General features: G+C 37.4%; 33 protein-coding genes and 1 pseudogene. 29 read left to right on the forward strand and 5 right to left on the reverse strand.

What is annotated here, in order from left to right:
* Nucleotides 1-15 precede the first annotated feature (15 nt).
* The 20 genes from M3600_RS07605 (at nucleotide 16) to M3600_RS07700 (ending at nucleotide 15893) form a co-directional block, all read left to right on the forward strand.
* Nucleotides 16-1155 carry a phage portal protein gene (locus M3600_RS07605; protein ID WP_251645216.1) on the forward strand — a complete coding sequence of 380 codons (1140 nt, stop codon included), beginning with the start codon at nucleotides 16-18 and terminating at the stop codon, nucleotides 1153-1155.
* Nucleotides 1152-1865, forward strand: coding sequence for a head maturation protease, ClpP-related (locus tag M3600_RS07610; RefSeq protein WP_251645218.1), 714 nt, complete (start codon nucleotides 1152-1154; stop codon nucleotides 1863-1865). The genes M3600_RS07605 and M3600_RS07610 overlap by 4 nt, the downstream gene beginning before the upstream one ends.
* 27 nt (nucleotides 1866-1892) lie before the next feature.
* Nucleotides 1893-3050, forward strand: coding sequence for a phage major capsid protein (locus M3600_RS07615; RefSeq protein WP_251645220.1), 1158 nt, complete (start codon nucleotides 1893-1895; stop codon nucleotides 3048-3050).
* Between the two features lie 19 nt (nucleotides 3051-3069).
* Nucleotides 3070-3375, forward strand: coding sequence for a phage gp6-like head-tail connector protein (locus M3600_RS07620; protein ID WP_396953796.1), 306 nt, complete (start codon nucleotides 3070-3072; stop codon nucleotides 3373-3375).
* Nucleotides 3362-3733, forward strand: coding sequence for a phage head-tail adapter protein (locus tag M3600_RS07625; RefSeq protein ID WP_251645222.1), 372 nt, complete (start codon nucleotides 3362-3364; stop codon nucleotides 3731-3733). Before M3600_RS07620 ends, M3600_RS07625 begins: the two co-directional genes overlap by 14 nt.
* Nucleotides 3723-4115, forward strand: a complete 393-nt coding sequence (locus tag M3600_RS07630) for a hypothetical protein (RefSeq protein WP_251645224.1) — start codon at nucleotides 3723-3725, stop codon at nucleotides 4113-4115. Before M3600_RS07625 ends, M3600_RS07630 begins: the two co-directional genes overlap by 11 nt.
* Complete coding sequence (locus M3600_RS07635; protein WP_251645226.1) at nucleotides 4115-4525, forward strand: hypothetical protein; 411 nt, start codon at nucleotides 4115-4117, stop codon at nucleotides 4523-4525. Before M3600_RS07630 ends, M3600_RS07635 begins: the two co-directional genes overlap by 1 nt.
* Nucleotides 4526-4530: 5 nt before the next feature.
* A complete protein-coding gene (locus M3600_RS07640; protein WP_251645229.1) occupies nucleotides 4531-5136 on the forward strand; it encodes a major tail protein in 606 nt (201 codons plus the stop codon).
* Between the two features lie 5 nt (nucleotides 5137-5141).
* Nucleotides 5142-5435 carry a hypothetical protein gene (locus M3600_RS07645; protein WP_251645231.1) on the forward strand — a complete coding sequence of 98 codons (294 nt, stop codon included), beginning with the start codon at nucleotides 5142-5144 and terminating at the stop codon, nucleotides 5433-5435.
* Nucleotides 5436-5467: 32 nt separating this feature from the next.
* Entirely contained in the window at nucleotides 5468-5830 is a 363-nt protein-coding gene (gene gpG / locus M3600_RS07650; RefSeq protein WP_251645233.1) for a phage tail assembly chaperone G, read from the forward strand.
* A gap of 38 nt (nucleotides 5831-5868) precedes the next feature.
* Nucleotides 5869-6015: a phage tail assembly chaperone GT gene (gpGT, locus tag M3600_RS29325; RefSeq protein WP_275009152.1), complete on the forward strand. Its 147-nt coding sequence runs from the start codon at nucleotides 5869-5871 to the stop codon at nucleotides 6013-6015.
* 34 nt (nucleotides 6016-6049) lie between these two features.
* Nucleotides 6050-9778, forward strand: coding sequence for a phage tail tape measure protein (locus M3600_RS07655; RefSeq protein ID WP_251645241.1), 3729 nt, complete (start codon nucleotides 6050-6052; stop codon nucleotides 9776-9778).
* Nucleotides 9778-10485, forward strand: coding sequence for a phage tail family protein (locus M3600_RS07660; RefSeq protein WP_251645243.1), 708 nt, complete (start codon nucleotides 9778-9780; stop codon nucleotides 10483-10485). The genes M3600_RS07655 and M3600_RS07660 overlap by 1 nt, the downstream gene beginning before the upstream one ends.
* Nucleotides 10485-12017 carry a phage tail spike protein gene (locus tag M3600_RS07665; RefSeq protein ID WP_251645245.1) on the forward strand — a complete coding sequence of 511 codons (1533 nt, stop codon included), beginning with the start codon at nucleotides 10485-10487 and terminating at the stop codon, nucleotides 12015-12017. The genes M3600_RS07660 and M3600_RS07665 overlap by 1 nt, the downstream gene beginning before the upstream one ends.
* Nucleotides 12017-13564 (forward strand): glycerophosphodiester phosphodiesterase, encoded by a 1548-nt coding sequence (locus M3600_RS07670; protein ID WP_251645246.1) that lies wholly within the window; start codon nucleotides 12017-12019, stop codon nucleotides 13562-13564. The genes M3600_RS07665 and M3600_RS07670 overlap by 1 nt, the downstream gene beginning before the upstream one ends.
* A 16-nt stretch (nucleotides 13565-13580) precedes the next feature.
* Nucleotides 13581-13952: a hypothetical protein gene (locus M3600_RS07675; protein WP_251645247.1), complete on the forward strand. Its 372-nt coding sequence runs from the start codon at nucleotides 13581-13583 to the stop codon at nucleotides 13950-13952.
* A gap of 5 nt (nucleotides 13953-13957) precedes the next feature.
* Entirely contained in the window at nucleotides 13958-14269 is a 312-nt protein-coding gene (locus M3600_RS07680) for a hypothetical protein (RefSeq protein ID WP_251645249.1), read from the forward strand.
* Nucleotides 14270-14277: 8 nt separating this feature from the next.
* Nucleotides 14278-14520 carry a phage holin gene (locus M3600_RS07685; RefSeq protein WP_285854745.1) on the forward strand — a complete coding sequence of 81 codons (243 nt, stop codon included), beginning with the start codon at nucleotides 14278-14280 and terminating at the stop codon, nucleotides 14518-14520.
* Between the two features lie 134 nt (nucleotides 14521-14654).
* Entirely contained in the window at nucleotides 14655-15521 is an 867-nt protein-coding gene (locus M3600_RS28890; protein ID WP_285854746.1) for a peptidoglycan-binding protein, read from the forward strand.
* Nucleotides 15522-15647: 126 nt separating this feature from the next.
* Complete coding sequence (locus M3600_RS07700; protein ID WP_251645252.1) at nucleotides 15648-15893, forward strand: hypothetical protein; 246 nt, start codon at nucleotides 15648-15650, stop codon at nucleotides 15891-15893.
* Between the two features lie 27 nt (nucleotides 15894-15920).
* Here the strand turns inward: M3600_RS07700 and M3600_RS07705 are convergent, their stop codons facing one another.
* Both M3600_RS07705 and M3600_RS07710 read right to left on the reverse strand, forming a co-directional pair.
* Nucleotides 15921-16637 (reverse strand): hypothetical protein, encoded by a 717-nt coding sequence (locus M3600_RS07705; RefSeq protein WP_251645253.1) that lies wholly within the window; start codon nucleotides 16635-16637, stop codon nucleotides 15921-15923.
* 89 nt (nucleotides 16638-16726) lie between these two features.
* On the reverse strand, nucleotides 16727-16924 hold the full coding sequence (locus tag M3600_RS07710) for a helix-turn-helix domain-containing protein (protein ID WP_251645255.1): 198 nt from the start codon (nucleotides 16922-16924) through the stop codon (nucleotides 16727-16729).
* Between the two features lie 253 nt (nucleotides 16925-17177).
* On the opposite strand from M3600_RS07710, the gene M3600_RS07715 reads away from it, so the two are divergent.
* From M3600_RS07715 to M3600_RS07730, 4 genes are read left to right on the forward strand one after another with little or no spacing between them, the layout of a single operon-like run.
* Nucleotides 17178-18509, forward strand: a complete 1332-nt coding sequence (locus M3600_RS07715) for an FtsK/SpoIIIE domain-containing protein (protein WP_251645258.1) — start codon at nucleotides 17178-17180, stop codon at nucleotides 18507-18509.
* A complete protein-coding gene (locus M3600_RS07720; RefSeq protein WP_251645259.1) occupies nucleotides 18445-19038 on the forward strand; it encodes a replication-relaxation family protein in 594 nt (197 codons plus the stop codon). The genes M3600_RS07715 and M3600_RS07720 overlap by 65 nt, the downstream gene beginning before the upstream one ends.
* Before the next feature lie 12 nt (nucleotides 19039-19050).
* Nucleotides 19051-19479: a hypothetical protein gene (locus M3600_RS07725; protein ID WP_251645260.1), complete on the forward strand. Its 429-nt coding sequence runs from the start codon at nucleotides 19051-19053 to the stop codon at nucleotides 19477-19479.
* Nucleotides 19480-19504: 25 nt separating this feature from the next.
* Nucleotides 19505-19759: a hypothetical protein gene (locus tag M3600_RS07730; protein ID WP_251645261.1), complete on the forward strand. Its 255-nt coding sequence runs from the start codon at nucleotides 19505-19507 to the stop codon at nucleotides 19757-19759.
* A gap of 85 nt (nucleotides 19760-19844) precedes the next feature.
* Here M3600_RS07730 and M3600_RS07735 read toward each other — a convergent pair.
* Nucleotides 19845-20300 (reverse strand): annotated as a pseudogene (locus M3600_RS07735) (hypothetical protein); the annotation flags it as partial.
* Nucleotides 20301-20582: 282 nt separating this feature from the next.
* Here M3600_RS07735 and liaF point away from each other — a divergent pair.
* Genes liaF through M3600_RS07750 form a run of 3 tightly spaced genes read left to right on the forward strand, consistent with a single transcriptional unit; the run spans nucleotide 20583 to nucleotide 23075 of the window.
* A complete protein-coding gene (gene liaF, locus M3600_RS07740; protein WP_233316636.1) occupies nucleotides 20583-21380 on the forward strand; it encodes a cell wall-active antibiotics response protein LiaF in 798 nt (265 codons plus the stop codon).
* Between the two features lie 13 nt (nucleotides 21381-21393).
* Nucleotides 21394-22440 (forward strand): sensor histidine kinase, encoded by a 1047-nt coding sequence (locus tag M3600_RS07745; RefSeq protein WP_233316637.1) that lies wholly within the window; start codon nucleotides 21394-21396, stop codon nucleotides 22438-22440.
* A complete protein-coding gene (locus tag M3600_RS07750) occupies nucleotides 22437-23075 on the forward strand; it encodes a response regulator (RefSeq protein ID WP_233316638.1) in 639 nt (212 codons plus the stop codon). The genes M3600_RS07745 and M3600_RS07750 overlap by 4 nt, the downstream gene beginning before the upstream one ends.
* On the opposite strand, the gene M3600_RS07755 is transcribed toward M3600_RS07750, so the two are convergent.
* Together M3600_RS07755 and M3600_RS07760 are read right to left on the reverse strand one after the other, a co-directional pair.
* Nucleotides 23072-23590: an antibiotic biosynthesis monooxygenase family protein gene (locus M3600_RS07755; RefSeq protein WP_233316639.1), complete on the reverse strand. Its 519-nt coding sequence runs from the start codon at nucleotides 23588-23590 to the stop codon at nucleotides 23072-23074. The genes M3600_RS07750 and M3600_RS07755 overlap by 4 nt on opposite strands.
* Nucleotides 23591-23720: 130 nt before the next feature.
* Nucleotides 23721-24344: a spore coat protein gene (locus tag M3600_RS07760; protein ID WP_233316640.1), complete on the reverse strand. Its 624-nt coding sequence runs from the start codon at nucleotides 24342-24344 to the stop codon at nucleotides 23721-23723.
* Nucleotides 24345-24734: 390 nt separating this feature from the next.
* Here M3600_RS07760 and hemE point away from each other — a divergent pair, with 390 nt between their 5' ends.
* Together hemE and hemH are read left to right on the forward strand one after the other, a co-directional pair.
* A complete protein-coding gene (hemE, locus tag M3600_RS07765; RefSeq protein WP_233316641.1) occupies nucleotides 24735-25778 on the forward strand; it encodes a uroporphyrinogen decarboxylase in 1044 nt (347 codons plus the stop codon).
* Nucleotides 25779-25812: 34 nt separating this feature from the next.
* A complete protein-coding gene (gene hemH / locus M3600_RS07770; RefSeq protein WP_233316642.1) occupies nucleotides 25813-26754 on the forward strand; it encodes a ferrochelatase in 942 nt (313 codons plus the stop codon).
* The last annotated feature ends 155 nt before the right edge of the window (nucleotides 26755-26909 follow it).

Below are 26909 nucleotides of genomic sequence, written 5' to 3' on the forward strand. Positions count from 1 at the left end.
GGGGTGATTATGTAAATGGGTTGGATAAGTAATGTATTAAAGCGTAATAGCGAATTGGAATGGCTATATGATTTGGACTTTGCAAATGAAACCACTCACCGCGCCTATTTAAAAAAGATGGCGTTAGAAACATGTATAAATTTTATTGGCAGAACCATTAGTCAATCTGAGTTTAGGTTCATGAAAAATAAAAAGCGCGAGTTTAATAATTGGGATTATCTATTAAATGTTAGACCTAATACTGATCAAAGTGCTGCAGACTTCTGGCAGAAATTTATCCATACATTGATTTATGAAAATGAAGTATTAGTAATAAAGACTGATACGGATGATTTTTTGATTGCGGATAGTTTTTATCGTGAAGAATATGCTGTTTTTCCAGACAAGTTTAGTGATGTAACAGTCAAAGATTATACATTTCAACGGTCATTTAACATGGATGAGGTTATTTACATTACTTACAATAATGAAAAATTAACTAAATATATGGATGCAATGTTTGATGATTATGCTAATTTGTTTAGCAGAATGTTAGAAGTCAGCCTTCGGAAAAACCAAATCCGTGGAACTGTGGGGGTTGATGCAACACAGGCACTGGATGAGGACAAACAAACTAAACTACAGAATTTTATCGATAAACTTTTTAGTTCTTTTAAAAATAACTCAGTTGCCTTGGTTCCAAAGTTGAAGGGTTTTGATTATAACGAAGTCTATAGCGGAGAGAATAACGGTCAATCTGTGGAGGAACTAACAAAGTTAAAGAGATCTTTAATTGACGATGTTTCAAATATTTTAGGTATACCCAATGCTTTAATTCATGGAGACCTAGCTGAATATGAAACAAGTATAAAAGCATATGTAAGATTTTGCATTGGCCCTTTTCTAAAGAAAATTAAAAACGAACTTAATGCGAAGTTATTAGAAAAAGACGACTATCTCAAGGGAGACAGAGTTGAAGTATTTGGACTTACAGAAAGAGACGTAATTGAGCAAGCGGAAGCAGTTGATAAGCTTGTTGCTTCTGGCGCATTCAATAGAAATGAGGTGAGGGAGTTGTTTGGTATGGAACGTTCAGATAATCCTGAACTAGACGAGTTTGTTATTACGAAAAATTACCAAGGCATAGGTGCAGTTGAAGGAGGTGAGAAAGAATGAAACATAAAATAAAGGGAGACATTATCAGTTGGAATTCCAGTATTTATGATTTCAATTATAAAATGAGATCCATTAAAGAAGACGAGGATATCGAGCTTGAAATTAACAGTTATGGTGGAGATGTCTTTATGGGCATTGATATTATGAACACTCTTCGGGGACATAAAGGCAACGTTACTGTAACAATTACTGGAATTGCTGCTAGTGCTGCATCCGTAATTGTAATGGGTGCCGATGTTATTCGCGCTTACAGCAACACTCAATTAATGCTGCATAACGCTTGGACTTATGCTATGGGTAATGCAAAGAAGCTAAGAAAAGTAGCTGACGATTTAGAAAGTATAAATGAGTCTGTATTAGCTTCTTATACCCACAGAATTGACGCCAGCACAGCGAAAAAGTTATTGGATAATGAAACATACCTGTCAGCAACAAAAGCTCTAGAAAGTGGCTTAATTGATGAAATTGTGGACTCTGTTCCCGAAGAGGTAGAATCAACCATCTTCGAGAATAAAGCCAAGGAATTCAATAATAAGATTGTGGTTTTACAAGGGAATCAAAACCCACAATCAACATCAGCATTAACTGATGAACAAATGCAAAAAATTATTGATTCAGTAACAAATAATTTAAAAGCGAATATTGAACCACCATCAAATGAACCCCCGATTCCTGCAGTTGCGCAGAAACGTAAAGGGTTCATTTTTTAATTAATTGAAACTGGGAGGAATAAAAGAATGCCAATTAAATTAAACAATCATACTGAGGGTTATGAAAATGCAAAACAGAAATATGCAGAGGTTGTGAAGAATGAAGCTTCTACACCAGAGCAAATTGAAACAGCATGGAATGAAATGCAGGCGGAGCTAGTAAATTCCCTGAAAAACCAAATTACTGCTCAAATCTCTATTGAAAATGCGGATCGTAGTGTATTGGCAGCTCGTGGAGCAAATGTTTTAACATCCACAGAAATCAAGTTCTTTAATGAAGTTGTTCAGTCAGATGGATTCACTTCTGATGTTATTTTGCCAGAAACAACGGTAGACCGAATTTTTGAGGATTTAACTACAGATCATCCATTATTGGCAGAAATTAACCTGCAAAACGCTGGTCTTCTTACTCGTATTATTAAATCAGAAACAGAAGGTGCTGCTGTTTGGGGTAAAGTCTTTGGAGAAATCAAAGGCCAGCTAGATGCAACATTTACTGAAGAAAATATTTCACAATCCAAACTAACTGCGTTTGTTGTACTTCCAAAAGACCTGGAGAAGTTTGGCCCAGCGTGGGTTGAAGCTTATGTTCGCGCTCAAATTAAAGAAACATTTGCAGTTGCTTTGGAAAAAGCCTTTATTAATGGTGCAGGTCCGGCTAAAGATGAACCAATTGGTTTAATTAGGGATTTAGAAGCTTCAGTTAGTCCAACAGAAGGACATGCTAAAAAATCCATTAAAGACACTTTAACTTTTGCTACTCCAGAGGTAACGGTAAAAGAATTATCAGCACTTATGAAAAACCTATCAACAAAATCAAATGGTAAAGCAGTTAATGTTACTGGAAAAGTGGTGTTGGTTGTAAACCCTGTTGACGCTTGGGATGTAAAAGCACTATACACATTCTTAAATGCAAATGGAGTATACGTAACAGTGCTGCCATTTAACTTGCGTATTGTGGAATCTGTCTTCCAAACTCAAGGTGAATTACTGGCTTTTGTAAACAGCCGTTATGATGCATATACAGGCGGCGGAGTTGAAATTAAAAAATTCGACCAAACATTAGCTATAGAAGATTGCAACCTTTTCACAGCAAAGCAATTTGCATTTGGAAAAGCTGATGACAATAAAGCAGCAGCTATTTATACATTGAATGTAGCTACAACAGAACCTGCAGGAGCATAAGGGGTTGATTTGATTGGGGCTGGAAGTCAAGGAAGAACTACTCCAAGAATTTAAAGACAGAATGCATATTACAAATAGCATGGAGGACAGCAACCTAAAAAGATTGTTGTCCTTTTCTGTTTCAGCCATTAAAAATAGCTGTGGTGAATTTGATATTTACGGAAATGAGGAGACGGACAATAGAGCAAAGGAGTTAGTTTTTGAACGAACCAGATATGTCTATAACGATGCTTTGGAGTATTTCGAGAACAACTTTCTAAGTCAAATAACCGGTCTTGCACTTTCTCTTATACCGGAGGAGAGTGATCCAGATGCAGCCGTTTAAATACACACCACCTCGTGCTAATACCGGTGATTTACGTACACCAATAAGGTTTTATCAATATGCTCCCAATAATGGCCCAGAGCCAGGAGAGGGAGAAGACAAACTTTTATATACAGCTTGGGCAAAAGTGGATAATGTGTGGATGAAAGATTTAGAGCTTGCTAAGTCGAATGGTACTTTATCTGATCTAACCATTACTATCCGTAATCCACAGGCTGGTTACATCCCTACCAATAAGCATTATATGGATATTGATGCCCCTGAATATGTAGGGAAACGATACAACGTTAAACAAGTACAGCCTGACTTGCAGAACACTGGGTTCATAACGATTGTAGGTGAACTTAATGGGAGTTAGTGTTACAGGGAATAGCCAACTTGAAAGGGAATTGATGAGACGACTTGGTTCACAAAGGACACAACAAATTGTGGATAGAGCCTTATTGGCTGGCGCAAATGTATTTGTTAGGGAACTAAAACAACAATTCGAGACTTTTAAAGATACTGGTGAATCCATTGAGGAAATAACGATATCTCAGCCTATGACAGTTGGTGGAGCAAGGACAGTTAAAATCCATTGGAAGGGACCGAAGGGGAGATATAGGATAATCCATTTGAATGAATGGGGAACAGTAAAAAATCCAAATACGCGAGGAAAAGGTGCCATTGCAAGAGCGATGAGGAATGCAGAGAATGCATACCGAGAAACAGTAAAACGAGAATTGAGGCGAGGTCTCTAATGGATGTCCTAGCTAAAATTTATAACGCTCTTATTGCAGATGCATTCATTGCTGAACAAGCATCTAGAAGGATTAAGTATTACGAGTATCCAGAGAGCGGGAATGTAGAAGAACCCTATATTATTATTGATCCACTAGACGTTCCTGAGCCATCTGATTTCGCTGATGACACATGGCTAACATATGATTGTCTTTATCAAATTGAGGTTTGGACAAAAAACAGGACAACCACTAGACAAATAGGAGAACGAGTTCATCAAGTTCTGTGGAAGCTTGGTTTTAGACAGAATGGTGGACTATCTGAATATGATTCAGGAATTTTCCGTGAAGCCAGACGTTTCCGTGGAAAGTTATACAGAGAAGATTTTGACACAATTGCAGTGTCAGTTTCACTAAATAAAGAGGAGTGATTAATTTGGCAGAAGAAAAAAGCTATCGTTCATCTACCGGTGTTGACGAATTTTATTATGGAGAAGTAGGCGATGGTATTGTAGCGTCATATATCGAAAGAGTAAAATTCTTACAAAATATCAGTGTTGAAATGCCACAGGAAATACAAAAAGCATATGGAGATAATAAAACAGCCGAAATGGCAGTTTCAAGTGGTGATATCACTGTTACAGCAGCCTTCCATAGAATTCCAACTGAGGATAAGCAACGAATTTTGGGCTTGGAGGTAGTTGATGGACTGACATCTATGGGAAGTGAAGATTATTCACCATATGTGGCTGTTGTATTCGCCAAGACATTTGAAGATGGATCTCGTGAGTATGTTGGTTTACCAAAAGGGATATTTACACGCCCTAACATTGAAGGGCAAACAAAAGAAGATAGTGCAGAATTTACTTCCGAAGAAATCGAAGCTCAATTTATGGATCGTGAAGTTACTGGTTTCACAAAAGAGAAATCTGTTATTTTTGCAACAGATAAAAAAGGTTCTACAACAAATCGTGATGCTTTGTTTATGAAAATTTTTGGCAAAGCATATCCAACTGAAACAACAGTACCGGAAGGAGCGTAATGTAAATGGCTAGATCTAAAAAAGAAGAAGTAAAAGATTACTTGGAAATACAGCAGGCAGAAGAACCAAAGGAAACTACAAACAATGAGTTAGTTGAAGAAATCAAAGAGGAGGAAAAACCTAAAAAGGGATATGTAGTTGTCCATGACTTTAGAGATTTAAAGGACAATAACACGATTTATATAAAAGGTGATATTTATCCAAGACGAGCTGATGCTGTTGTGGAAGAAGACAGAATCAATGAATTAGCATCAACTAAAAATAATATTAGGAAAGTACTTATTAAAGAGCAGGATTAATTCCTGTTCTTTTTATTTTGGAGGGATACTAAATGGCAAATTTAAAGCGAAATATGATTGAGCTAGTCAAAGAAGTTAAAGAAGGGGAATTAGTAACAGAAAAGTTCCTTACTCCTGTATTTATCCCTTTCTCTGTTGTATATGAAGCTATTGATATGACAGAGGAAATTGATAAGAGTGAAAAAGAAAAAACGGCAACTTCAGAGAAAGAATTATTTGATAAGTTATTAAACTTTGTTGCTACAAGAATTTATAACAATCAATTTACCAAAGAGCAGCTGTTTAATGGTCTTCATGCGCCAGACGCTATCCAAACACTACAAGAACAAATTATGTTTGTAGCAGAAGGAAGGCAGACAGATGAAACAAAAAAGTTCTTGGCGAAGAAACGTTAACGGATGAGGACTTTTCACCAGCCAAGCAAAAAGAATATATGGACACACTCGTCCTTGATTTGATAAAGGATGGAAAAGATATCAACGAAGTTTTGAATATGCCATTTCATTTTATGTTGGAGTTATTAGCTGAGAAGAATAAACCAAAACAAACAAAATCCTTAATTGCCGCATTTGGAGGTTAAGGATTTTTCGTATTTTTAAGAAGGGAGGTAAAATATGGAACGTATTGAAGGTTTAACGATTGGTCTTGACCTTGAAACCACTGCCCTAAATAGGGGATTAACAGGTTTAAGGGATAGATTAAGGACAGTAGCTAGTGAAATGAGAGCAAACCTTTCAGCCTTCGACCGAGGAGATCGTTCTATTGCATCTTATGAAACTCGAATTAATGGTTTAAATCGAAGATTAGAAGTGCAGAGAGAAGTTACAAGATCTGCTCGACAAGAATACGAAAGAATGGTTCAGGAGCATGGAGAAGGCTCAAGGCAAGCCGAAAGAGCAGCAAGGTCTTACAACAATGAAGTGGCCAACTTAAATAACCTAAGTAGACAACTAATTAATACACGGGAAGAGCTAGTGAATCTTAGAGAAGAACAAAGGATAGCTACTTCCAATTGGACTATAATGGGTGAGGCTATTGGTGAAACTGGAACACGCTTAACAAAAGTCGGGGATAAGATGAAGTCAATTGGCCAATCCCTTACTATGCATATTACTGCACCACTTGCAGGAATAGGTGTAGTAGCTGCAAAAACATCCATTGAGTTCGAAGCGCAAATGTCACGAGTTGGAGCAATATCAGGCGCAACCTCAGAACAGATGGAACAATTAAAACAATCAGCTTTAGACTTAGGTGCCTCCACAAGCAAATCAGCTAGTGAAATTGCTGTAGGACAAGAAAATTTAGCTGCAATGGGTTTCACTGTGAATGAAATCCTAGGAGCGATGCCTGGTGTTATATCTGCAGCTGAGGCATCCGGTTCAGATATGGCTCAAACATCAGATGTTATGGCAGCTGCATTAAATATATTCGGATTAGAGGCTTCTGAAGCAACAAGAGTTGCTGATATCTTAGCTCAAACAGCAAATCAATCGGCTGCGGATATAACAGACATGCAATATGCCTTAAAGTATGCAGGACCACCTGCAGAAGCTTTAGGTGTTAGTCTAGAGGAACTTTCTGCATCAGTAGGTATTATGACTGACGCAGGAATGGAAGGTGAACAGGCTGGTACAACTTTACGAGCTGCACTCCTTTCGCTATTGAGTCCATCAGAAGAAAACAGCAAAATGATGGACAAGATGGGGATTGCTGTTACAGATGCTAATAACGATTTTGTCGGCTTATCTAACCTTGTAAAAAACTTATCTGAGTCCATGGAAGGTCAAACAGACACGCAAAAGGCTGCTACACTAGCAAGTTTAGTTGGAACTGAAGCTGTTTCTGGAATGCTTTCGTTAATGAAAGCAGGACCAAAGGAAATCGATAAAATGACCAAGTCTTTAGAAAATAGTGAAGGAGCATCTGCAAAAGCAGCTGCTCAAATGAAGGATAACTTAAAAGGAGCATTAGACGAACTAGGTGGAGCTTTCGAAACTGCTGGAATTACTATTGGTAGTATACTAACTCCTTATATAAAGAGTTTAGCAGGAATAATTCAAGGATTAGTTCAACGCTTCCTTGATGCATCACCAGCTGTTCAAAAAATGACTGTAGGTATTGCTGCATTTGCAGCTGCAATTGGTCCATTACTGCTAATAGGTGGAGGGTTAATTGGTTTCTTAGGCAATGCAGCCACTGGACTTGCTACACTATTTCCTAAGATTGCTCAAGCAGGAGGCTTGTTGAAGTGGTTGAAATTAGGGTTCTCTGCTTTGATGGGTCCTATAGGTATAGCAATAGGAGTACTAACCTTATTAGGTACAGGGTTTGTATTGTTATATAAAAACTCGGAAACTTTTAGGAACGGAGTACAGAATTTACTATTAAAGCTTAAGGAACTAGCACAGAGTGCATTGACAGCTTTACAACCAGCTATTCAAGCAGTTGTCGGTTTCTTTAAAGAACAATTAGCACTTATCCAACAATTTTGGCAAGAAAACGGTACTGTTATTATGGCAGCACTAACTAATATAGGTAATTTTATTAAAAATACTTTTAATAACGTCATTCTCCCTGTAATCCAATTTGTAATGCCGTTAATTTTTTCGATTATAAAAACAATCTGGAACAATATTAAAGGGGTAATATCTGGAGCACTAAATATCATCATGGGAGCAATTAAGGTTTTCGCAGGTCTTTTTACTGGAGATTTCTCGAAAATGTGGGAAGGTATCAAGCAAGTTTTTAAAGGTGCCGTTGAATTTGTGTGGAATTTTGTGCAGCTTACCTTCTTTGGAAAGTTGTTAAAAGGGGTAGGTGGCTTTGTAAAATCATTTGGTTCTAGTTTAAAAGGCGGCTGGGACAATGCCATTGGTGGAATAAAAACTTTTGCAGGAAATGCGAAATCCTGGATAAGAGGATTGAAAGATGATGCATTAGCAAGATTTGATGAATTGGTTGCTGGTGCTAAAGCTTTACCAGGAAAGATGGGTGCTGGAATAAAAAGCATGGCAGGTAAAGCTGCAGATGGTGTTAAAGAATTGGCTAATAAAATGGCTTCCACACTCGGAAAAGGTGTTAATGGAATCATCACCGGCGTTAACTGGGTTCTAGATAAATTAGGTGTAAGTAAGAAGCTTAAGGAATGGGAAGTTCCTCAGTATGCCAATGGCACAAGTGGGCATCCTGGAGGGCTAGCTGTTGTAGGTGATGGTAAGGGTTCAAATGCTGGAAGCGAACTTATTAAAACACCTGATGGAAAACAATTTCTATCTCCTTCTAGTCCATCATTGGTGAATTTGCCAAAAGGAACTGAAGTTATTCCAGCGAGTATCACTAAGCAAATTGTTCCACATTATGCTTGGGGTACTGGCATTGTGGATGGAGTTAAAAAAGGTATTAAGAAGGTCAAAGATACAGCATTAAATATTTGGGATTACGTAAGTAACCCAAGCCAAATGTTGTCAAAGGCTCTTGATAACTTAGGTGTTTCAATGCCTGGTGGAGATAGTATTCCAGCTCAGATTGCTAAAGGTGGATTTACTAAGGTAAAAGATGGTGCCGTTAATTACATCAAAGATTTATTAAAGAATTCATTCTCCGGATCTTCTCCATCAGGAAAAGGCGTAGAGAGATGGCGTTCAACTGTAATGCAAGCTTTAGCGATGAATGGTTTACCTACATCAGAAGCTTATGTTAACGCATGGTTAAGACAGATTAAAAGCGAATCTGGTGGGAATGAAAAAGCTGTGCAATCAATGGCTGTTAATGATATTAATGCTCGTACAGGAAACCTTGCAAGAGGTCTTGTTCAGGTGATACCACCAACATTTAGTGCTTATAAATTCCCAGGTTATAATGACCCTTTTAATGGACTTCATTCTTTATTAGCCGGTATAAACTATGCTAAATCGAGATATGGTTCAAATATGCTAAGTGTGATAGGTAAAGGACATGGATATGCCACAGGTGGCTTAATTAAGTCTTCTGGGCTTTATCAGTTAGCAGAAGAGGGATGGCCTGAATTTGTGATTCCTACTGATCCAAGTCGAAGAACTGATGCTATGAAGCTTTTAGCGTTAGCTGGAAAAGAAATTCAAGGGAATAAACGTCCTAGTCAATTGCCGAATGTAGGTGGCAGCAACAGCGGAGATTCCGAAATGAAACAATTACTAAATGCTATGGTACAACAAAATGAATATCTGCAAAAAGCAAATGAACTGTTAATGGCTTTATTGCAGAAAAACACAAATATCTTCTTAGGAAGACAAAAGGTTGGTTCAGAAATGGACCAAGAGCAAGCATTACGAACACTGATGGAAGAAAGGGGGGTGCTTTACTGATGTTTTATGGGATTGAATTTGATGGTAAACACAGCTATAAAGATTTTGGTTTAACTATTTCTAATCAAAACATCGGAAACCCATCAAAAGTAAAGATTCAGGAAAGCATACCTTTCTCAAATGTTAAGTATGATTTTAGCGAAATCTATGGTGAGCAAGGATATGATGAGCGTACTTTGTCTTATACATTTAACGTTGCCTACCGAGATAAGGCTCCAGACTTTTATATATATCAAACGGAAGTACTAAGATGGCTTATGACACCAAATAGAAAAACAGTATTAAAGGATGATCGAATTCCTGGATATTATTTTTTGGCTGAAGTGGTGACAGGTCCAGATAATGAGTTCAAGTTTGTTGGTGGTTCATTAACAGTCAATTTTACTGCATACCCATTTAAAATTGCTGAGATGAGAGAAGGAAACGATATATGGGATACCTTCAATTTCTTATTAGATTATGCACAAGATACAAACTTCAATGTTGTAGGGGTATTGGAAACGAACCTTTATAATGCGGGAGTCAAGAAGGTTTATCCTAAAATAATCGCATCTTCTGAAATGCAGATTGTATTAGGTAACAGGACATACACAATTCCATCTGGAACAACTGAGTCATATGATTTTTCCTTAATACCGGGAGAAAATAAAATCAAAATTCTTGGTACAGGCTCAATTTCCTTTGAGTTTTATAAGGAGTTGATTTAATGTACAAAGTTACAATCATTAATGATGGAGAAGAGACGGTTATACATCATCCAGACTTTAATGGAATCAAAGCTGTAACGGGTGATGTGAGAATTGGAATAAACGCTGCTTCTGGTTTTACATTTAGCATTCTACCAAATAATCCAGGATACAACCTTATACGCCCACTCAAAACTTTGATTAATGTCCAGAATGTGAAAACTGGAAATATGGAGTTTGAGGGGCGTATTGTTATGCCTACAGAGACCATGAGTGATGCTGGTGTATTTGCAAAGAGTTTTATTTGCGAGGGAGAACTAAGTTATTTTAATGATTCTGTGCAACGTTTTACTAGGTTGTCCACAAATCCAACTGCACGAACTATACTTGCGAGGATACTTATGAACCATAATCGCTATGTAGCAAGTGACGCATATGATAAGACCTTCCAATTAGGGAACGTAACTGTAGAAGATTCAACTGTAGCTTTAAATTCTTTTATTGAATACGACGGTACTTTAGAAACGATAAAAACAAAATTATTGGATTTATTGGGTGGAGAATTACAGATAAGAAAGGAAAACGGTGTTCGTTACTTAGATTACGTAGATAGAATTGGCGAAACAAAACCAACAGAAATAAGGTTAGCAAAGAATTTGAAAAGTATTCAAAAGGAAGTTGACCCTTCAACTGTCATAACAAGATTAGTCCCACTTGGTAAGGCGAGAGAATCTACTGACGCTGATTCAGAGGACAGCCAGCCTCGAGTAACAATTGCAGAAGTTAATGATGGATTAGAATACATCGAGGACTCAAAAGCAAAGGAAGCTTTTAGCATTATTGTTAAAACTCAAGTATGGGACGATGTTGAAGTTCCAGAGGTACTGATGGCAAGGGGAAAGAGTTTTCTAAATAAAAACAACCGGGTACAAACGAAGTATTCAATAACAGCATTAGATCTAGCTTTAATAAATTTAGATGCAGATAGTTTTGAAGTAGGGAATTACTATCCAGTAATAAACCCTGTAATGGGGATTAATGAGTCTTTAAGAGTTATAGAAAAGAACATCAACATCATTAATCCAAATCAAAACAGTTTAACAATTGGGGATACCTTTAAGACGGCATCTAAATATTTAAGTGATGCCAAAAAGTCGCAAAAAACCATACAGCAGTTAACCAATACTATTAGCCAGCAGAGCACGCAAATAAGTACAATATCAAATGATTTGTCCACAACAAAACAGGAATTATCCACAACTAAGCAAACATTAGAAAGTTACCAGAGTACAACAGGAACTAATTTATCTGAGGTAAGTAATCAAGTATCATCCTTGCTTGGTGTTGTGGAGGACTTACAACAAGCGATAACAGCTATCGAAAGTGTTGTTTCTGTGGAACAAATCCAATTAATGCAGCAAGGTATTAGCAATAATGCTAACGGTATAACAACTATAAATGAGCAATTGGTTATCATTAATCAAGCTCTTGAAGAATTAAATCAACGAGTAACTAACTTAGAAAGCCCACCAACGGAAGGAGAAACTGTTTAATGGCCGATACTATTTATGATGAAATTATAAAATATGCAACTTTAGTAAAATATGCACAATACGGAAGCGAAGTCAGAGAAGCCATTGCAAAATCGTTAGAATTAAGCGGGAAAATTTCCGAAGAAGCTATAACTGTAATCAATGAATTGATAACAAAGAATCCTCAACCCTCAGAAATTGTGGATGCACGTATAAATTATAAAGGAGTACCATTCGATACTCTGAGAAAATTATTAATAGCAGAACAATTAAAGGTGGTAGGTATAATGGAACAATTAGATGGAACTGCCAAAATAAATGAACTAACTTCCCCACAATATTTAGCGCACAAGGGGAGTTCTTTTTTATATCCAGAGAATACATTAGAAGCTTTCAAAATGAGCAAAATGAATGGTTCTTTGTTTATTGAATTAGATATTAGGCAAGACAGATCTGGAGCTTTGTGTGTACTTCATGATGAAGAGGTAATACGAGTTACCGGCATTAATCATAAGGGTTCAGACAAGATTAAGTATCTAAACACTCCGTATGTACGGTCAATAAATGTGGAAGGATTGCTTCCTAATTACCCAGCACAACCTATCCCTTATTTGGAAGAAGTTTTTCAGACATTCGGAAATAAAATAAATTATGCGATCGAATCGAAAGACAGAAGAAGTGCAGCTGCCATTGCAGATTTAGCTGAAGCATATAAACTGCAGGACCATGTGCTTATACAGTCCTTTAATCAGGCAGAACTTATTGCAATAAAGGATAGGGGATTTGAATTATTGTTACTAAGCGATAACGTATCTGACCCAGCAACTTTATTGGCAAATAACATTGAATATGTTGGCTGCAGTACAAACGTTTCAGATTTGTATATTAACTTATTGAAAAATGCAGGTATTAAGGTATTTGTTTACACAGTAAATCATCAGTACTTAGTTAAGAAATATTTAGATTTAGGGGTATTCGGTATCTTTAGTGATGATCCTTTTTACATTTCGAATAACTATCCAACAAGGGAGGATGCTCCCTTTTCGGAAATAGTATTCAGCAGTGGTTTTATTCCTCACTATAATTCTTATAGGGGAGGATTTACAGGCGATCATAAATGGGGATTCCTAGAACAAAGTGAAGATAGAGACTTTGTTTTACAGGGGTGGACAGGTGAATTGCCAGATTCCTTCACATTAACATTCAATGCAAGCTTTATTGAACGTAATAACGGATGGGGTAGTCTTGCAATCTGTACACCTATTGATTACTTCGATGACAACAAATCAAACTTATCAAACGGTTATCATCTTTTGTTCAGTCCTGCAGGTATATACATTTATAAGATTGTGGGTGGAGCAAGTACTAAATTGGCAAGTTCATCAAATATTGACAATATGACTGATGGAGCTACTAAATATTTCACCGTTATTGTAAATGCTACATCAATTACATTTAAAACTAATGATGCAACCATTACGGTTAATGATTCACAATTCCGTAATGGTTTTTTACATTTCGGCAGAAAATGGGGAACAGTTTCCTTCCAAAATGTTCTGATTTCATAAGAAAGGTGAGGGGAATATGGCTGAATTATATGATTTTTACTCAGGTGTAGATGAAATACATTTATTTAGGCGGGCTAATACACCAGAGGACCCGTTTATCCCAATTACACAGGAACTAACAGTCAAATACAACAAAGTGAAATTACTTGAAATACCTGATTATGGTACGAAAGTATCTATAGAAAGTAAGGACGGTCAAGTTTTAAAAGAAGTGGATATTACTGATCTAACTAAGCTAGCTGAAAATGAATATCGAGTTAATTATTCAACTGGCGATATAGCGTTATTCAGTCCTTTTTTAGGGCTCTTTTTTATTACCTTTAAGGAGGTGAATCCGTTTGTATATAGAGATAAAAGGGGGATGGGAAAATGCCAACACAGGAGGTAACACCATTGGAAAAACAAGTTGAAAATCATGAGGAAAGGATAAAGGTTCTCGAGGAACGCCAAAAAGAACAGGAGAAATTGAACCAAGACATCAGAAATAAACTAACTGAGACGGAAAACACAGTATTAAAAGAGTCTGGAAAGCAACAAGAAATGACCCAAAAGCTTTTAGACCATGTTTTAAAGAATGATACTTTCTCACGTAAATCAGCTGACAGTAGAAAACGATACACTCAACAACAAATATGGAAGTTCCTCGGAATCCTAGCCGGTAGTGGTGGGGTTCTTTATTTATTATTTGAAAACATTTTTAAATAGGAGTGGTTATGTTGGATAAAGGTACGTTAATTAGAACTATCGTTTTATTTATAGCTTTGGTAAACCAATTCTTAGTGAGTTTTGGTCTTTACGAAATACCTGGAACGAGTGAAGACTGGACAATTTTCCTGACAAATGGATTCACTGTTGCCACTGCTGCTATTGCATGGTTTAAAAACAACTATGTGACAGCTAAAGGTAAACAACAAAAAGAAGTGCTCAAAGTAAACAATTTAACAAACGCAAAATGAGGTGCCTTCCACAAGGTGCCTTTTTTATTTGGAGGTGACAGCAGTGTTAAAGAAAATCAAATGGTTCTTCAGCAAGGTTGATCCAAAAGAGCAAGACATTTTATTAAACGAAAAATACTAAGGAGGAATTAATAATGAGTGTTGAAATCTTAAAAGAGAAAGCAATTAAACGAATGGGCGCAGGCATGAAAGCTCTTGTCCTAACTAAAGTATTAGAAATTATCGAACAGGCTTATAAAGAGGGTATCTATGTTTTAATTACCGATGGGTACCGTTCTAAAGCTGAACAGGATGCTTTATATGCACAAGGTAGAACGAAGCCAGGAAAGATTGTAACCAATGCTAAAGGTGGTCAATCTAATCACAACTTCGGTATTGCTGTTGATTTCTGCTTGACGAATGAAAAAGGGACAATTGCTAATTATACTGTTAATAGCAATTGGAGACGTGTGGCTGCCATTGCGAAATCAAAAGGTTTTGAATGGGGTGGAGACTGGAAAGGATTTGTGGATAATCCACACCTTGAATACACAGGCAAGATTACTGTGGAGCCAGAAGAAACGAAGGTTGAGTCTGTCATTGTAACTACGCCAAATAAGCCGGACACAGATGGAGATACGAATATCAAGAAGCTACAAACCTTCCTAAATGGGTACACAAAGAAAGCGAACTTCACTAAGCTTGTTGTGGATGGATATAAGGGTCCTAAAACAAAGACAGCTGCTATTCGAGTGTTCCAGTACTTTTCTGATGTAACTATTGATGGGGTATTCGGTAAGAAATCGAAAGCAGCTGCTCCAACACTTAAAAAGGGAACTACATGGAGCAAGTGGACAAGGCTTATTCAAGGAATGCTTTACTATAATGGCTTTAATCCTCAAGGGATTGATGGAGTATTCGGCAATGACACTTTAGCTGCAGTGAAGGCTTTCCAGAAAGCAAATGGTCTTGTTGCCGATGGAATTGTTGGTCCTGCAACCTTTGTTAAGTTTTTTGAATAAAATATATTTTTTGAAGCAAAATGATTATGAAGGTCATGCTCCTTCTCTCTAACTGCCTTACTCTTCGGAGTAGGGCCTTTTTTTATGTTATAATCCAATTATTATTCAAAGCGAGGACGAGTAATTATGGAATTTGAAGAAGGTTGTGAAGGGATAGCTTGTAAAGTCAGAGGGGCTCATAAGTTGCTACCGTTTAAACCATGGGATAAACCTGAAGAAGTACATTCGTATTGCGAAGACCATTATAAGCAGGCTAAGTCCTATGATGAAAAAGAGAAAGAAACATTCCTGAATTATTACGAAGATCCAAGGAAGAGAGAGTGGCTGCCGGATAAATCCCTGGAGCTTTATAATCGATATGCAAAGAAATAGCCCAACTCATTTTGAGAAGGGCTTTTTTTATTTTCCGTCTTTTTTCTGTGCTTCTTCCCAGCTAAGAATATCAAACTCAATTCTTTTTTCTTCTCCAGTATCTTCCCAACTTTCTGTTTTAAATGGAGCAGGGAAAATAACAGTTACTTTTTTTACATCTTCATCAAGGTTTTTTAATAAATACCAAGTTTGACCTTCCTTACTTACTTTTCCTAAAAAGTCACCACCAGCTTCTCCCATCAATCCGATTTCTGACTCTAATTGTTCTCCAGTATCAGTTACAACAATTGCTTGATTAGCCTGGAAAGTCATATCTTCTTCAGATGTATTTTCAACTTTCATATCCACAACAATAGCCTTTACTTTATCTTGTTCATTGAATAGAAGTGTTTTTGCATCTTCTTCTGGTTCTACTTCAAATATGCCAACACCGTTTATATATAGGTTCATAGAGCCCATCTGAATAGGTTTAACTTCGGCATCAGTACCATCAATGCCTACTTCATCGTTATATCCTACACCAACGGTCTTCATTGTTCCAAAGCCTTCCTCATGAAACTCACCAGTATCTTCACTACCGTCTACTGTTTCATTTGCTTCTTCTGATTTAGCTGTTTCTGTACTCTCGGTAGTTGTCTCTTCTTTTTGGTTTGTGTTCGTTTTCTCTGTTTTAGAATCACTTCCACAAGCGGCTAAAACCATACTAATTGCTAAAACTAAAACTAATAATAATTTCTTTTTCAAAATAGTTCCCCCTCATTTATATCTAATACCGGAATTAATTTTAATGCTTGTGTTATTTTTTTACTATAGTTTCGACAGAATTAGACAAGTTATTTCTTGTATTCGTAAAAATCATCGACTTTACACTCCAATAAATCCGCTAAAATAAATAGTTTGTCTGCTGTTGGGAATGTTTTCCCTGTTACCCAATTAGATAATGTATTATGCGTTATATTTAATTCTTTTATTATGTATTCTCTTTTATATTTACTAACTCTAAGTAATTCTCCAATTTTACATTTAAACAAATTAATCACCTCAATAAATCATTCTCCAAAGGTGTTATTAAAACCTTTCCAAATTATTTTGGAAAGACTTGCATAATTTCATTCCAAATCAAATACCATTTACTATACCAAATGAATTGCCACCCTAGTAGCTAGTTCGGGTATATGCCAGATGCTTATATATCAAGGGCTGAACACTAATATTTAGAATGCTAGATTGCTGGGATAGATTCTCAAGAATCTATAAAGAGGTGGCGTGTGGAAGGAGGATATTATGTTTTTTGAAGCAATCACAACTTTGTTGATGGGAAGCCTTGCGCTCCAAGCTCATTTTTCAAAAAGTGGAGTAGGGAATGATTCAAAGAAATTAAATAAAATATTTGCACTGTCTGGATTAAATGTAAAAGACGGCACTCAGACATTAACTGCTCAGCAGATGAAGAAAAGAAATTATTCTTGGGGAACGGAATACAAATATCGCATTCCTTTAGGGAGAAGCTTTGAAGATTACCTTAACAAGCAACAAGTTATTGAAGCTGGCTTAAATATACGGAAAGTAAAGATACAATTAGGTGATTTAAAACAGCTCAAATTAGACAAACAAATCATATCGAATATAAGAAGTCTGTACCAAAAGAAGTTAACAGAAAAAAAGGAAATAGAATTGTCTTATGATGGCATGTTAGTGATTAGAGTTTATGAAGAGCCCATGCCGACTTTGGTGAACATGTATGAAGGCAATAAGTGGGCTGTGCCTATCGGTGTAACAAGAGAGAAAAACGAAAGAGTGCTACATGACTTTGAAAAAATTCCGCACTTTGTATTAGGTGGTGCAACAAGGTATGGGAAATCCAATTTAATAAATGGAATTATTGTTTCTTTAATTAAGCAGCGACCAAAGCAAGTGAAACTTCACCTTGTGGATTTAAAAGGCGGAGTAGAGCTATGTGATTATGAAAACATTGAGCAAACAGTGAACATTGCCTATGAACCTGAGCAAGCACTTAAAGTCTTATCTAATGCTTATAAAGAAATGAGAAGAATGCAGCAACGTGTAAGAGCAGTTGGAAAGAAGAATGTACAGGAAGCTGGGATTCTAGAAAGGCATTTTATTATTATTGATGAAGTCGGGGAGCTAAACCCTGCAGAGGCCGTTGATAAGAAAGACATAAAAGAGAATGGTGTCCTCGTTCACAAAAGTGAAAAGACTATCAAAGAAGAGTGTCAAAAATACATGAGTCAGATATCAAGGTTAGGAGCCGGATTAGGTTTCCGTTTAATACTTGCAACCCAATACCCAACAGGGGATGTCATTCCGCGGCAATGTAAGCAAAACAGTGATGCCAAGTTGTGTTTCCGAGTCCAGTCTTCCACAGCTTCAAATGTTGTCCTGGATGGTCCCGGTGCGGAGCAGCTGCCACAAATAAAAGGTCGTGCCATATATCAAACTGCTGATAACAAAATTATTGTTCAAACTCCATTAACAGAATCAGATGTTATTGAATCCACCATAGAACCACACATAAGAGAGGTGAAGCCAGTTGAAGCAATTGAACAAGAGACAAGAGCAAATCCTATTATCATTGAAAAAACTGGACTTTCTTAATCGTGATCAACTGCAGACTATCCACAGGCTTGGGAAGATACGCAATACGAACCGAATACTAAAAGAATTATCTCCATACTTAGAAAGTTATCGAGAAGAATACTCCACAATTTATTACTTAAATGCTGAAGGTAGAGCCTATATAAATTCTAATAAGGTTAGACGGAAAAACCCTTTTGTTAATCACACAATCATGCGAAATGATTTCTATATCTTTGCTAAGTTTCCCACAGAATGGGCTAACGAAGTTAAAGTGAGCGATGGCATAACCACTATTTATACAGATACTTGGTTTAAGGCTGGTGGGAAGTATAATTTTTTAGAAGTGGACTCCCTTCAAAAGATGAAGGAAAACAGAATGAAAATAAAAAATTACGCTGCTTTATATAAGGCAGGCCACTTATCAAAGCATTTTGGATATTTCCCTAAACTTATATGGTTAACTACAACAGAGTTAAGAAAGAAACAACTAAAAGAACTGTGTAAGGATATACCTTGTGTTGTTTACACGATTGAAGACATTAAATGAGGAGTGATTAGAATGCAAACAATAGCATTTAACGATTTCATGTCAGGTAGCTATAAAAAGGAGAAAAAAGAAGTAAAGAATAAAGTAAATGTAGGTAAGGTTGTTAGAAGGATAGGAACTTCAATTGCAATTCCTTTAGTTATGGCGAAACCTGCTTTTGCAGCAAGTAATGTGGAGGCAGTACCAGCCAGTGCAAAAGAATGGATGGGGGAACAGACTATATCCGCATTAGCTCATGCCTTAGATCCATTAGTCGATGTTTTGGTTGCCTTATCCTTTCCTATTGCATCAGTAATAATTGTGGGAGGATGTTTCTTTTTCATGTTAGGGAATAGCGAAAAAGCTTGGTCCACAATTCAAAATGCTGGATTAGGTTATGTATTAATTCAAATTTCTCCACTAATTTTAAATGTATTAAAACAGATAGGAAATGCTGTTTAATAACTCAACTAGAGGAGGACGTAAAATGAAAAAGTCTGGAAAAATCATTATGTTTTCAAAGGTAAAAAAAGAAAAACGTAACACTACAATCCAAGGTAAGGTATATCCTTCCTTAGGATTAATGGTTACGCAATATTACAGTCATGGTAAAGATAGCATGATAGTTAAAGTTGAAAAGGATGGTTATGTCTTTTTCGAGAAGTTTGGTGCTGATATAACTTTCCTGAGTTGGGTAGAAGCAATAGAAATGTTTAAGTTTTTTCACTACAATAAAGTATAGGAAAAGGAAAGTGGTTATATTTCAAGTCAAGACATTAAATACAAAAAAATACAGTCTAAATCATGTCTGTATAATAGTTTCTTTTGATGGCCATTGCCACTGCAATCGCAGGAAGACCTACTCTGACAGCAACAGGAAGAAGAACAGCCCCAATCAGTGCGACTGCAGGTGACGGCCAGAAGAAAAAGGAAATAATCATCATAAGTAAGCCGATGACCCAGTAGGCTAAACTGGGGGTTCGTATCCATTTTGCAAACGGTGAAATCATCACATCATTTATTCCGGTTTTGGTGAGGATTTTACTCATAGCGACAATGATGGAGATGACGGCTATGGTTGGTAGCAATTCTGTTATGGCATAAATGAAACTATTAAATATCGTGCTGATAGAGCCGCTTAAAGAACCTGTAGCAGTAAGTGCCAATAAAAAAATTCCGACAATGCACACGATTGTAGTGTCTCTTCTCATTATCATGAAGCCTATAATGAATAGAATAAATAAAACGTAAATCCAATGAAGTGCCGTTAATTCTATACCCATTGACGAAGACTCCCTTCTAATCCGACATGAAGCTTAGGCAAATGACTAAGACCGGATTTAATTACAGATTATGAAGGAGGATAGGATTGGGTGATTAGAGAATCATTTTCTTTTATAGGAAGAAAATGGTATCTCTAAAATCTCCTTCTCTAGTTGGAGAAAAAAACGCCGCAGGATTGAACAATTAAAGAGAGATTAGTAGTACAATAATGCTATTGACTGGAAAAATTTCTTAAAAACTAGCAGTTATTTGCTAGTTTCAATATAGAAGGTAGGGTACATATGGGGAAATCTTTAGCACAAATCATGTTTTCATTCTGCTTGCTTGTTGTCGGCATAGTCCTTCTTCTTGTTAACCTTGGTGTCATTTCCTTGGAAATAAAACAGCTTTTTGTCGTATTATACCCATTTCTGCTGCTTGTTTACGGAGTTGTATTGTTAATCAGCGGTATAAGAAAAAGAGCGACTAATACTTTTCTGGCCATTTTCATCCTTGTTTTTGCCGGGTTATTATGCCTTGACCGGCTGCACTTATTTACATTTGCTTTTATGGACTTTTGGAAGCTGTGGCCGCTTATAATGATCATTGCTGCTTTAAGTATGATGTTTAAGAAGTCAAAATTTCTTGTTGTCACTAATGTAAATTGGGCGAAAGAGGATAAGGTTTTCGGAAAACCATCAATCCATATCAAGCAAAAGCCGGAAGGAAAGAAAAAAAGAGCTTTTTCTCTAGTAGGAGACGTCAAAATCAATACAGAAAATTGGCCTGCTGAGCCGATGACAATGCATAATACAATCGGTAATTACTTTATTGATTTCAGCAAGGCATATATACCAGATAAAGAAACACATATAGAAATCAGCGGATGGATAGGCGATGTTAAGATTATTATTCCTGATAATCTGCCAGTGCGGATTGAAGGGGAAGTGAAAATCGGTGACTTACAAATCTTGGAGCAAAGCAAGGATGGCTTAGGAAATAAACTAGTCTACAAGTCTCCTGATTATGATGAGGCTGTTAGAAAACTCAGCTTGCATATTTATTTAAATATCGGCGATGTAACAGTAAAGAAAGTGTAGAGGTGCTAATCTGATGTGGAGAGAAAGAAAAGGTTTTCTGTACGGGCAGTTTTACAGCTATTTTATGACTAGTGTTATTAGTTCTTTGCTGCTGTTTATTGGTATGCAGCTCTATTTATTTTTAAACCCGCAAGCTCCGTTTTCTACGACCGTTATACTGCTTATATTCGCGTGCAGTTTCACCTTTACTACTGCAGTCGGCATTTATTTCTCTATTAAAGCAAACAGCATCATTAATAAAGAGTGTGCAAATATCCTATTGTTTGTGTCAGCATTAAGCAGAGGAAAGTATACGGAAAGGATAGCGGCTGAAGAAAACGGTATGCCAGAAGATATAAGGGGTGAACTTAACCGATTGGCAGTTCATATGAGTGAACAAGCAAATTCTCTGCAACGCCTTGCTGATGAAAAAATAAACTTGGCACAGACTGCTCATACCGCTGCCGTCATGGAGGAAAGACAGCGGTTAGCAAGGGATCTTCATGATGTAGTCAGCCAGCAGTTGTTTGCACTAAACATGATGTCATCAGCTGCCTTCAAAGTTTTTGATTCTAATCCGGCGCTTGCTAAGAAACAGCTGGAGGAAATCATCGGAATTGCGGGCAAGGCACAAGGGGAGATGCGGGCATTATTGCTGCACTTACGGCCGATTGAACTTAGCAATGACAGCTTATGTGACGGTATTATAAAGCTGATACAAGAGCTGAAGGGAAAAACGAGTTTACAGTTTGCAGCAAGCATTGATGAAATAGATGATTTGTCGACTGCCGGGCAGGAGCATCTCTTTCGCATAGTGCAGGAGGCGCTGTCAAATGTGCTGCGCCATTCCCATGCAAGCAAGGTGCAAATTATCTTGGAAGACAAAAGCAACTACGCTTACTTACATATTAGTGATAATGGACATGGCTTTGATCTTTCTGTAGAAAAAATCACTTCCTATGGTTTGAAAACTATGCGTGAAAGATGTGAAGAAATCGGCGGTGTCATGGAAATACGATCTAAAGTTGGGAGCGGGACATATATTGACATTCGTGTTCCTTTAAAAGGGGGGAAAGCATGATTAAGGTAGCTGTAGTAGATGATCATGATATGGTAAGAAAAGGTTTGATTTCGTATTTGCAGACAGAAAAGGAAATAGAGCTTGTCTTTGAAGCGACTGGCGGACAGGAAGCAGTCAAGCTTGCAGTGATGAAAAAGCCGGATGTCGTTTTGATGGATTTATTAATGGAAAAAGGAAATGGAATTGAAGCGACAAAAGGGATACTGAAGGAATATCCTGGCTGCAAAATAATCATTATTACAAGCTATTATGATGAGGCACAAGTTATTCCAGCCATTGAAGCAGGGGCGTTCAGTTATCTTTTAAAAACAGCAAGTGCTCATGAGATTGTCCAGGCAATTCGTAAAGCAGTTGCCGGAGAAACAGTTATTGAACCGAAAGTAGCAAGTGTTATGCTGAAAAAGCTGCGGCCGAGTGAAAAGAAACGGCATGATGATTTAACAGAGCGGGAGCTTGAGGTGCTGATGTGTCTTGGAGAAGGAATGACAAACCAAGAAATCAGTGAGGAGCTTTACATTGGGGTTAAAACCGTGAAAACACATGTAAGCAATATTCTTGCAAAGCTAAATGTATCCGACAGAACACAGGCAGCTGTTTATGCTAACAGGAATGGAGTTATCAAAAAAAGGAGCTAAACTGCTCCTTTTTCGGCAATCGTAAGCTCGAGCAAATAGGCCTTGCCGTTGAACATAGTATGCTGGAGGATTCCGCCGTTTGTCGGATCGCCTGTGATAGGTGAATCAGGATTCTGATGTTTCTGCTTCCAGACGATAAAGTCACGTCTTTCTGCCCAAAGTGACAGGATGATATAGGTATCTCCTTTTACAGGGCGCAGCAACCGGTATGCACTTATTTGCTGTCCCATTTGTTCTAATGACCGCTTCATATTCTGCTCAAATAATGGCTTATGCTCATCTGTGACAGGAATATGATTCATAACGGCAAATCTTTTCCCGGAAAAATCTCCGTTGCTTCCTGCTGTCTCATATTTTCTCGGGGCAGCAAAGATAGACGATGACAAAGTTTCATGCACTAATAAAGCGCTGTCACTGCCTAGTACCTGCATCGCAATCAGAGATTGCTGATCAATTTTGGCAGCGTATTTCTTTACTAAAAAATCATACGTCCCGCTTGCTAAATAAATATTCATGGCAGCCTCCTTCGTGAGTTTCCTTTTGAAAAGTGCGTTTTCATGCTTCAAGGATACTATAGTTCGCATGTTAAAGAAACAAAAAAGCAAGGGCTGTTTGCTTGTAGTTGCAAACAGCCTTGTCTTCGTATTATTGGTACAGTTGGTTGCTTTGGCCTGCAGTTGGATTTTGGTTCATCATATACCCGTTCATTTGCTGGTCTGTTTCTGGGACAAGCAAGTACATTGATCCCATTTTTTGAACAGCCATTTCATCTGCTGGTTCTAATACATAATAGCCCTTTTTAACCATATACTGCCACATGTCATAGGCATGGGAGCAGCTCATCATGAAAGCTGTCTGGCAAAAAGAGCGTATTTCTGGATTTGCCATTTCCATTGCATTCCAAGCATATTCTCTGCCGGCACGCTTTAAAGTAAGCAGGTAGGCAGTGGCCATTTCTCTGTCATTCATATTCTCTACAAGCGTTCTCGGCTGAACAGGAGGAGCTTGCGGGGCAATCATTTCTGTAAATTGATTCATCTTCGCTTCTTCCTTTAATAAAGGAAGCTCCTTCGTTGCACCTTCTCTTTTATTGAGGAATTCAACCTTCATATTATAATCGCGAATATGAAGCGGGAAATGCCTTTGCAGGATGGATTTAAACTCTGGATCTTGGACATGCTGCAGCATATAGCCCATATTTGTGATGCTGTTGACACAGCTCAATGTTAATTCATTCAATGCATTTGCTTCATGTGCGGCTATTCTCATTTGTAAGCTCCCTTGGAATTTAATTGTATTGGTGTAATACTTTTTTATAATGGCTGACTAAAAAAGAAATATACGCAAAATTTACTTGGTGGCGTTTGGGTCAAGAGCGAAATGGGAATAAGATAGAAGATGTAAATTAGTCTATTTTGTGACAATTTATCAAGTTTTGTATACAACGATAGTGAAAAAGTTATATATTTAATTTATACATCCAAAAGTACTGTAGATTAAAAGGAAATAGTGAGTGTCTGTAAAAAGACATTCTTTTTTATTGCTTTTTTATTTATAAATATTATAATCTAATAATGATTACAGTTAAATTATTTTTGAATTTATGATTTATATATTACAATGGAAAACATAAGCAATGGAAAGGTGGACATATTAAGAATGAGCAAGGAATTGAAAGATACATTCATTAAGGCGGCAAAAGGGGAAAAAACGGACTTCGTACCTGTCTGGTATATGCGTCAAGCTGGGCGTTCCCAACCAGAATACAGAGCGATTAAAGAAAAGTATTCTCTTTTTGAAATAACCCATCAGCCAGAACTTTGTGCATATGTTACAAAGCTGCCTGTCGATCAGTACAATGTCGATGCGGCGGTACTATACAAGGATATTATGACACCTCTTCCTGCAATCGGCGTTGATGTGGAGATTAAATCAGGTATTGGCCCTGTTATTGATAATCCTATTATATCAATGGAAGACGTAGCAAAGCTCGGTGTGTTAAACCCTGAGCAAGATATTAAATATGTGCTGGACACAATTAAATTATTGACAGAAGAGCAGCTGGATGTACCGTTAATCGGCTTTTCAGGAGCGCCATTTACACTTGCCAGCTATATGATTGAAGGCGGACCTTCAAAAAACTATCATAAGACAAAAGCTTTTATGTACTCACAGCCAGAGGCTTGGGCTTTATTGATGGAAAAGCTGGGAAGCATGGTCGTTACATATGCAAAATCCCAGATAAATGCAGGAGCAAGTGCTATTCAAATCTTTGATTCATGGGTAGGTGCACTGAATGTAGCGGATTACCGTACTTTCATTAAGCCAGTCATGGAAAAGATATTTACTGATTTAAGAAGCGAAAACACACCGCTTATTATGCACGGTGTTGGTGCTAGCCATCTTGCCCTTGAATGGAACAGCCTCCCGTTAGATGTTGTAGGGCTTGATTGGCGACTGCCTATTAAAGAAGCGCGGGACTTAGGAGTGACGAAAGCAGTTCAAGGCAATCTTGACCCAGCGGTACTACTGGCACCATGGAATGTCATTGAAGAGAGAGTGAAGGAAATACTGGATCAAGGCATGCAGCAGGACGGATTTATCTTTAATCTCGGTCATGGTGTATTCCCGGAAGTAGACCCGGCTGTCTTGAAAAAACTGACAAGCTTTGTGCATGAGTATTCAGCTGCAAAAAAAGCCTAATAGACAATCAAACTATAGAAATGAGTGATAATAAATGAGCAGAAAAAAAATGGGGCTGTTAGTAATGGCCTACGGAACTCCATATAAAGAAGAAGATATCGAAAGATACTATACACATATTAGACATGGCAGAAGACCAACTGATGAGATGTTGGAAGACTTGAGAAGCCGCTATGAAGCAATAGGTGGAATTTCTCCGCTGGCAAAAATTACGCAGGAGCAGGCTGAACGACTCGAAGCCCATCTTAATTCCATTCAAGAAGATATTGAATTTAAGATGTACATCGGTTTGAAGCATATTGAACCATTTGTCGAAGATGCTGTTAAAAGCATGCATGCTGACGGAATCACGGAAGCGGTAAGTATTGTATTAGCACCACATTTCTCCACATTCAGCATTAAGTCATATAACGGCAGAGCGAAACAAGCAGCCGAAGAGCTTGGCGGGTTAACTATTCACAGTGTTGAAAGCTGGTATGATGAGCCGAAGTTCATCGAGTATTGGTCTAAAAAGGTTCAGGAGACTTTCAGCAAAATGTCAGAAGAAGAAAGAAGCAATGCTGCTTTAATTGTTTCAGCGCACAGCTTGCCTGAAAAGATTCTTCAATACGGTGATCCTTATCCAGATCAATTGAAAGAAACAGCTGATTTGATTGCAAAATCTGCTGGTGTTTCTAATTATTATATCGGCTGGCAAAGTGCTGGTAACACACCAGACCCTTGGCTTGGCCCAGATGTTCAAGATTTAACAAGAGATCTTTATGAAAAACATGGATATAAAGCATTTGTTTATACGCCAGTCGGTTTTGTGGCAGACCACCTTGAAGTGCTTTATGATAATGACTATGAGTGCCTTGTTGTTACAAAAGATATCGGTGCGTCTTACTACAGACCAGAAATGCCGAATGCACAGCCTGAATTTATTGATGCGCTGGCAACGGTTGTTTTAAACAGCTTGTCTGTTCACTCTAAATAAGTAATTTTTTAGCGGCTGATATTTTTCTTAGAAAAATTCAGCCGCTTCTTGTTGCACTAGTTTTTTTGATATGTTATATTCATAACTGTACTAAATGACCAAATTTCTCATTTGGTCATTTTTAGTTTTTAATAGAAATACAGACTTATTTTTCA

This window comes from Niallia sp. MER 6 (assembly GCF_023714395.1).
GTDB lineage: Bacteria > Bacillota > Bacilli > Bacillales > Cytobacillaceae > Niallia.

What these genes read in the sequence shown, in the direction of transcription:
- M3600_RS07605 (WP_251645216.1), top strand. Translation starts at nt 16, where the DNA reads ATGGGTTGGATAAGTAATGTATTAAAGCGTAATAGCGAATTGGAATGG.
- M3600_RS07610 (WP_251645218.1), top strand. Translation starts at nt 1,152, where the DNA reads ATGAAACATAAAATAAAGGGAGACATTATCAGTTGGAATTCCAGTATT.
- M3600_RS07615 (WP_251645220.1), top strand. Translation starts at nt 1,893, where the DNA reads ATGCCAATTAAATTAAACAATCATACTGAGGGTTATGAAAATGCAAAA.
- M3600_RS07625 (WP_251645222.1), top strand. Translation starts at nt 3,362, where the DNA reads ATGCAGCCGTTTAAATACACACCACCTCGTGCTAATACCGGTGATTTA.
- M3600_RS07630 (WP_251645224.1), top strand. Translation starts at nt 3,723, where the DNA reads ATGGGAGTTAGTGTTACAGGGAATAGCCAACTTGAAAGGGAATTGATG.
- M3600_RS07635 (WP_251645226.1), top strand. Translation starts at nt 4,115, where the DNA reads ATGGATGTCCTAGCTAAAATTTATAACGCTCTTATTGCAGATGCATTC.
- M3600_RS07645 (WP_251645231.1), top strand. Translation starts at nt 5,142, where the DNA reads ATGGCTAGATCTAAAAAAGAAGAAGTAAAAGATTACTTGGAAATACAG.
- gpG (WP_251645233.1), top strand. Translation starts at nt 5,468, where the DNA reads ATGGCAAATTTAAAGCGAAATATGATTGAGCTAGTCAAAGAAGTTAAA.
- gpGT (WP_275009152.1), top strand. Translation starts at nt 5,869, where the DNA reads ATGGACACACTCGTCCTTGATTTGATAAAGGATGGAAAAGATATCAAC.
- M3600_RS07655 (WP_251645241.1), top strand. Translation starts at nt 6,050, where the DNA reads ATGGAACGTATTGAAGGTTTAACGATTGGTCTTGACCTTGAAACCACT.
- M3600_RS07660 (WP_251645243.1), top strand. Translation starts at nt 9,778, where the DNA reads ATGTTTTATGGGATTGAATTTGATGGTAAACACAGCTATAAAGATTTT.
- M3600_RS07665 (WP_251645245.1), top strand. Translation starts at nt 10,485, where the DNA reads ATGTACAAAGTTACAATCATTAATGATGGAGAAGAGACGGTTATACAT.
- M3600_RS07670 (WP_251645246.1), top strand. Translation starts at nt 12,017, where the DNA reads ATGGCCGATACTATTTATGATGAAATTATAAAATATGCAACTTTAGTA.
- M3600_RS07675 (WP_251645247.1), top strand. Translation starts at nt 13,581, where the DNA reads ATGGCTGAATTATATGATTTTTACTCAGGTGTAGATGAAATACATTTA.
- M3600_RS07685 (WP_285854745.1), top strand. Translation starts at nt 14,278, where the DNA reads ATGTTGGATAAAGGTACGTTAATTAGAACTATCGTTTTATTTATAGCT.
- M3600_RS28890 (WP_285854746.1), top strand. Translation starts at nt 14,655, where the DNA reads ATGAGTGTTGAAATCTTAAAAGAGAAAGCAATTAAACGAATGGGCGCA.
- M3600_RS07700 (WP_251645252.1), top strand. Translation starts at nt 15,648, where the DNA reads ATGGAATTTGAAGAAGGTTGTGAAGGGATAGCTTGTAAAGTCAGAGGG.
- M3600_RS07715 (WP_251645258.1), top strand. Translation starts at nt 17,178, where the DNA reads ATGTTTTTTGAAGCAATCACAACTTTGTTGATGGGAAGCCTTGCGCTC.
- M3600_RS07725 (WP_251645260.1), top strand. Translation starts at nt 19,051, where the DNA reads ATGCAAACAATAGCATTTAACGATTTCATGTCAGGTAGCTATAAAAAG.
- M3600_RS07730 (WP_251645261.1), top strand. Translation starts at nt 19,505, where the DNA reads ATGAAAAAGTCTGGAAAAATCATTATGTTTTCAAAGGTAAAAAAAGAA.
- liaF (WP_233316636.1), top strand. Translation starts at nt 20,583, where the DNA reads ATGGGGAAATCTTTAGCACAAATCATGTTTTCATTCTGCTTGCTTGTT.
- M3600_RS07745 (WP_233316637.1), top strand. Translation starts at nt 21,394, where the DNA reads ATGTGGAGAGAAAGAAAAGGTTTTCTGTACGGGCAGTTTTACAGCTAT.
- M3600_RS07750 (WP_233316638.1), top strand. Translation starts at nt 22,437, where the DNA reads ATGATTAAGGTAGCTGTAGTAGATGATCATGATATGGTAAGAAAAGGT.
- M3600_RS07755 (WP_233316639.1), bottom strand. Translation starts at nt 23,590, where the DNA reads ATGAATATTTATTTAGCAAGCGGGACGTATGATTTTTTAGTAAAGAAA.
- M3600_RS07760 (WP_233316640.1), bottom strand. Translation starts at nt 24,344, where the DNA reads ATGAGAATAGCCGCACATGAAGCAAATGCATTGAATGAATTAACATTG.
- hemE (WP_233316641.1), top strand. Translation starts at nt 24,735, where the DNA reads ATGAGCAAGGAATTGAAAGATACATTCATTAAGGCGGCAAAAGGGGAA.
- hemH (WP_233316642.1), top strand. Translation starts at nt 25,813, where the DNA reads ATGAGCAGAAAAAAAATGGGGCTGTTAGTAATGGCCTACGGAACTCCA.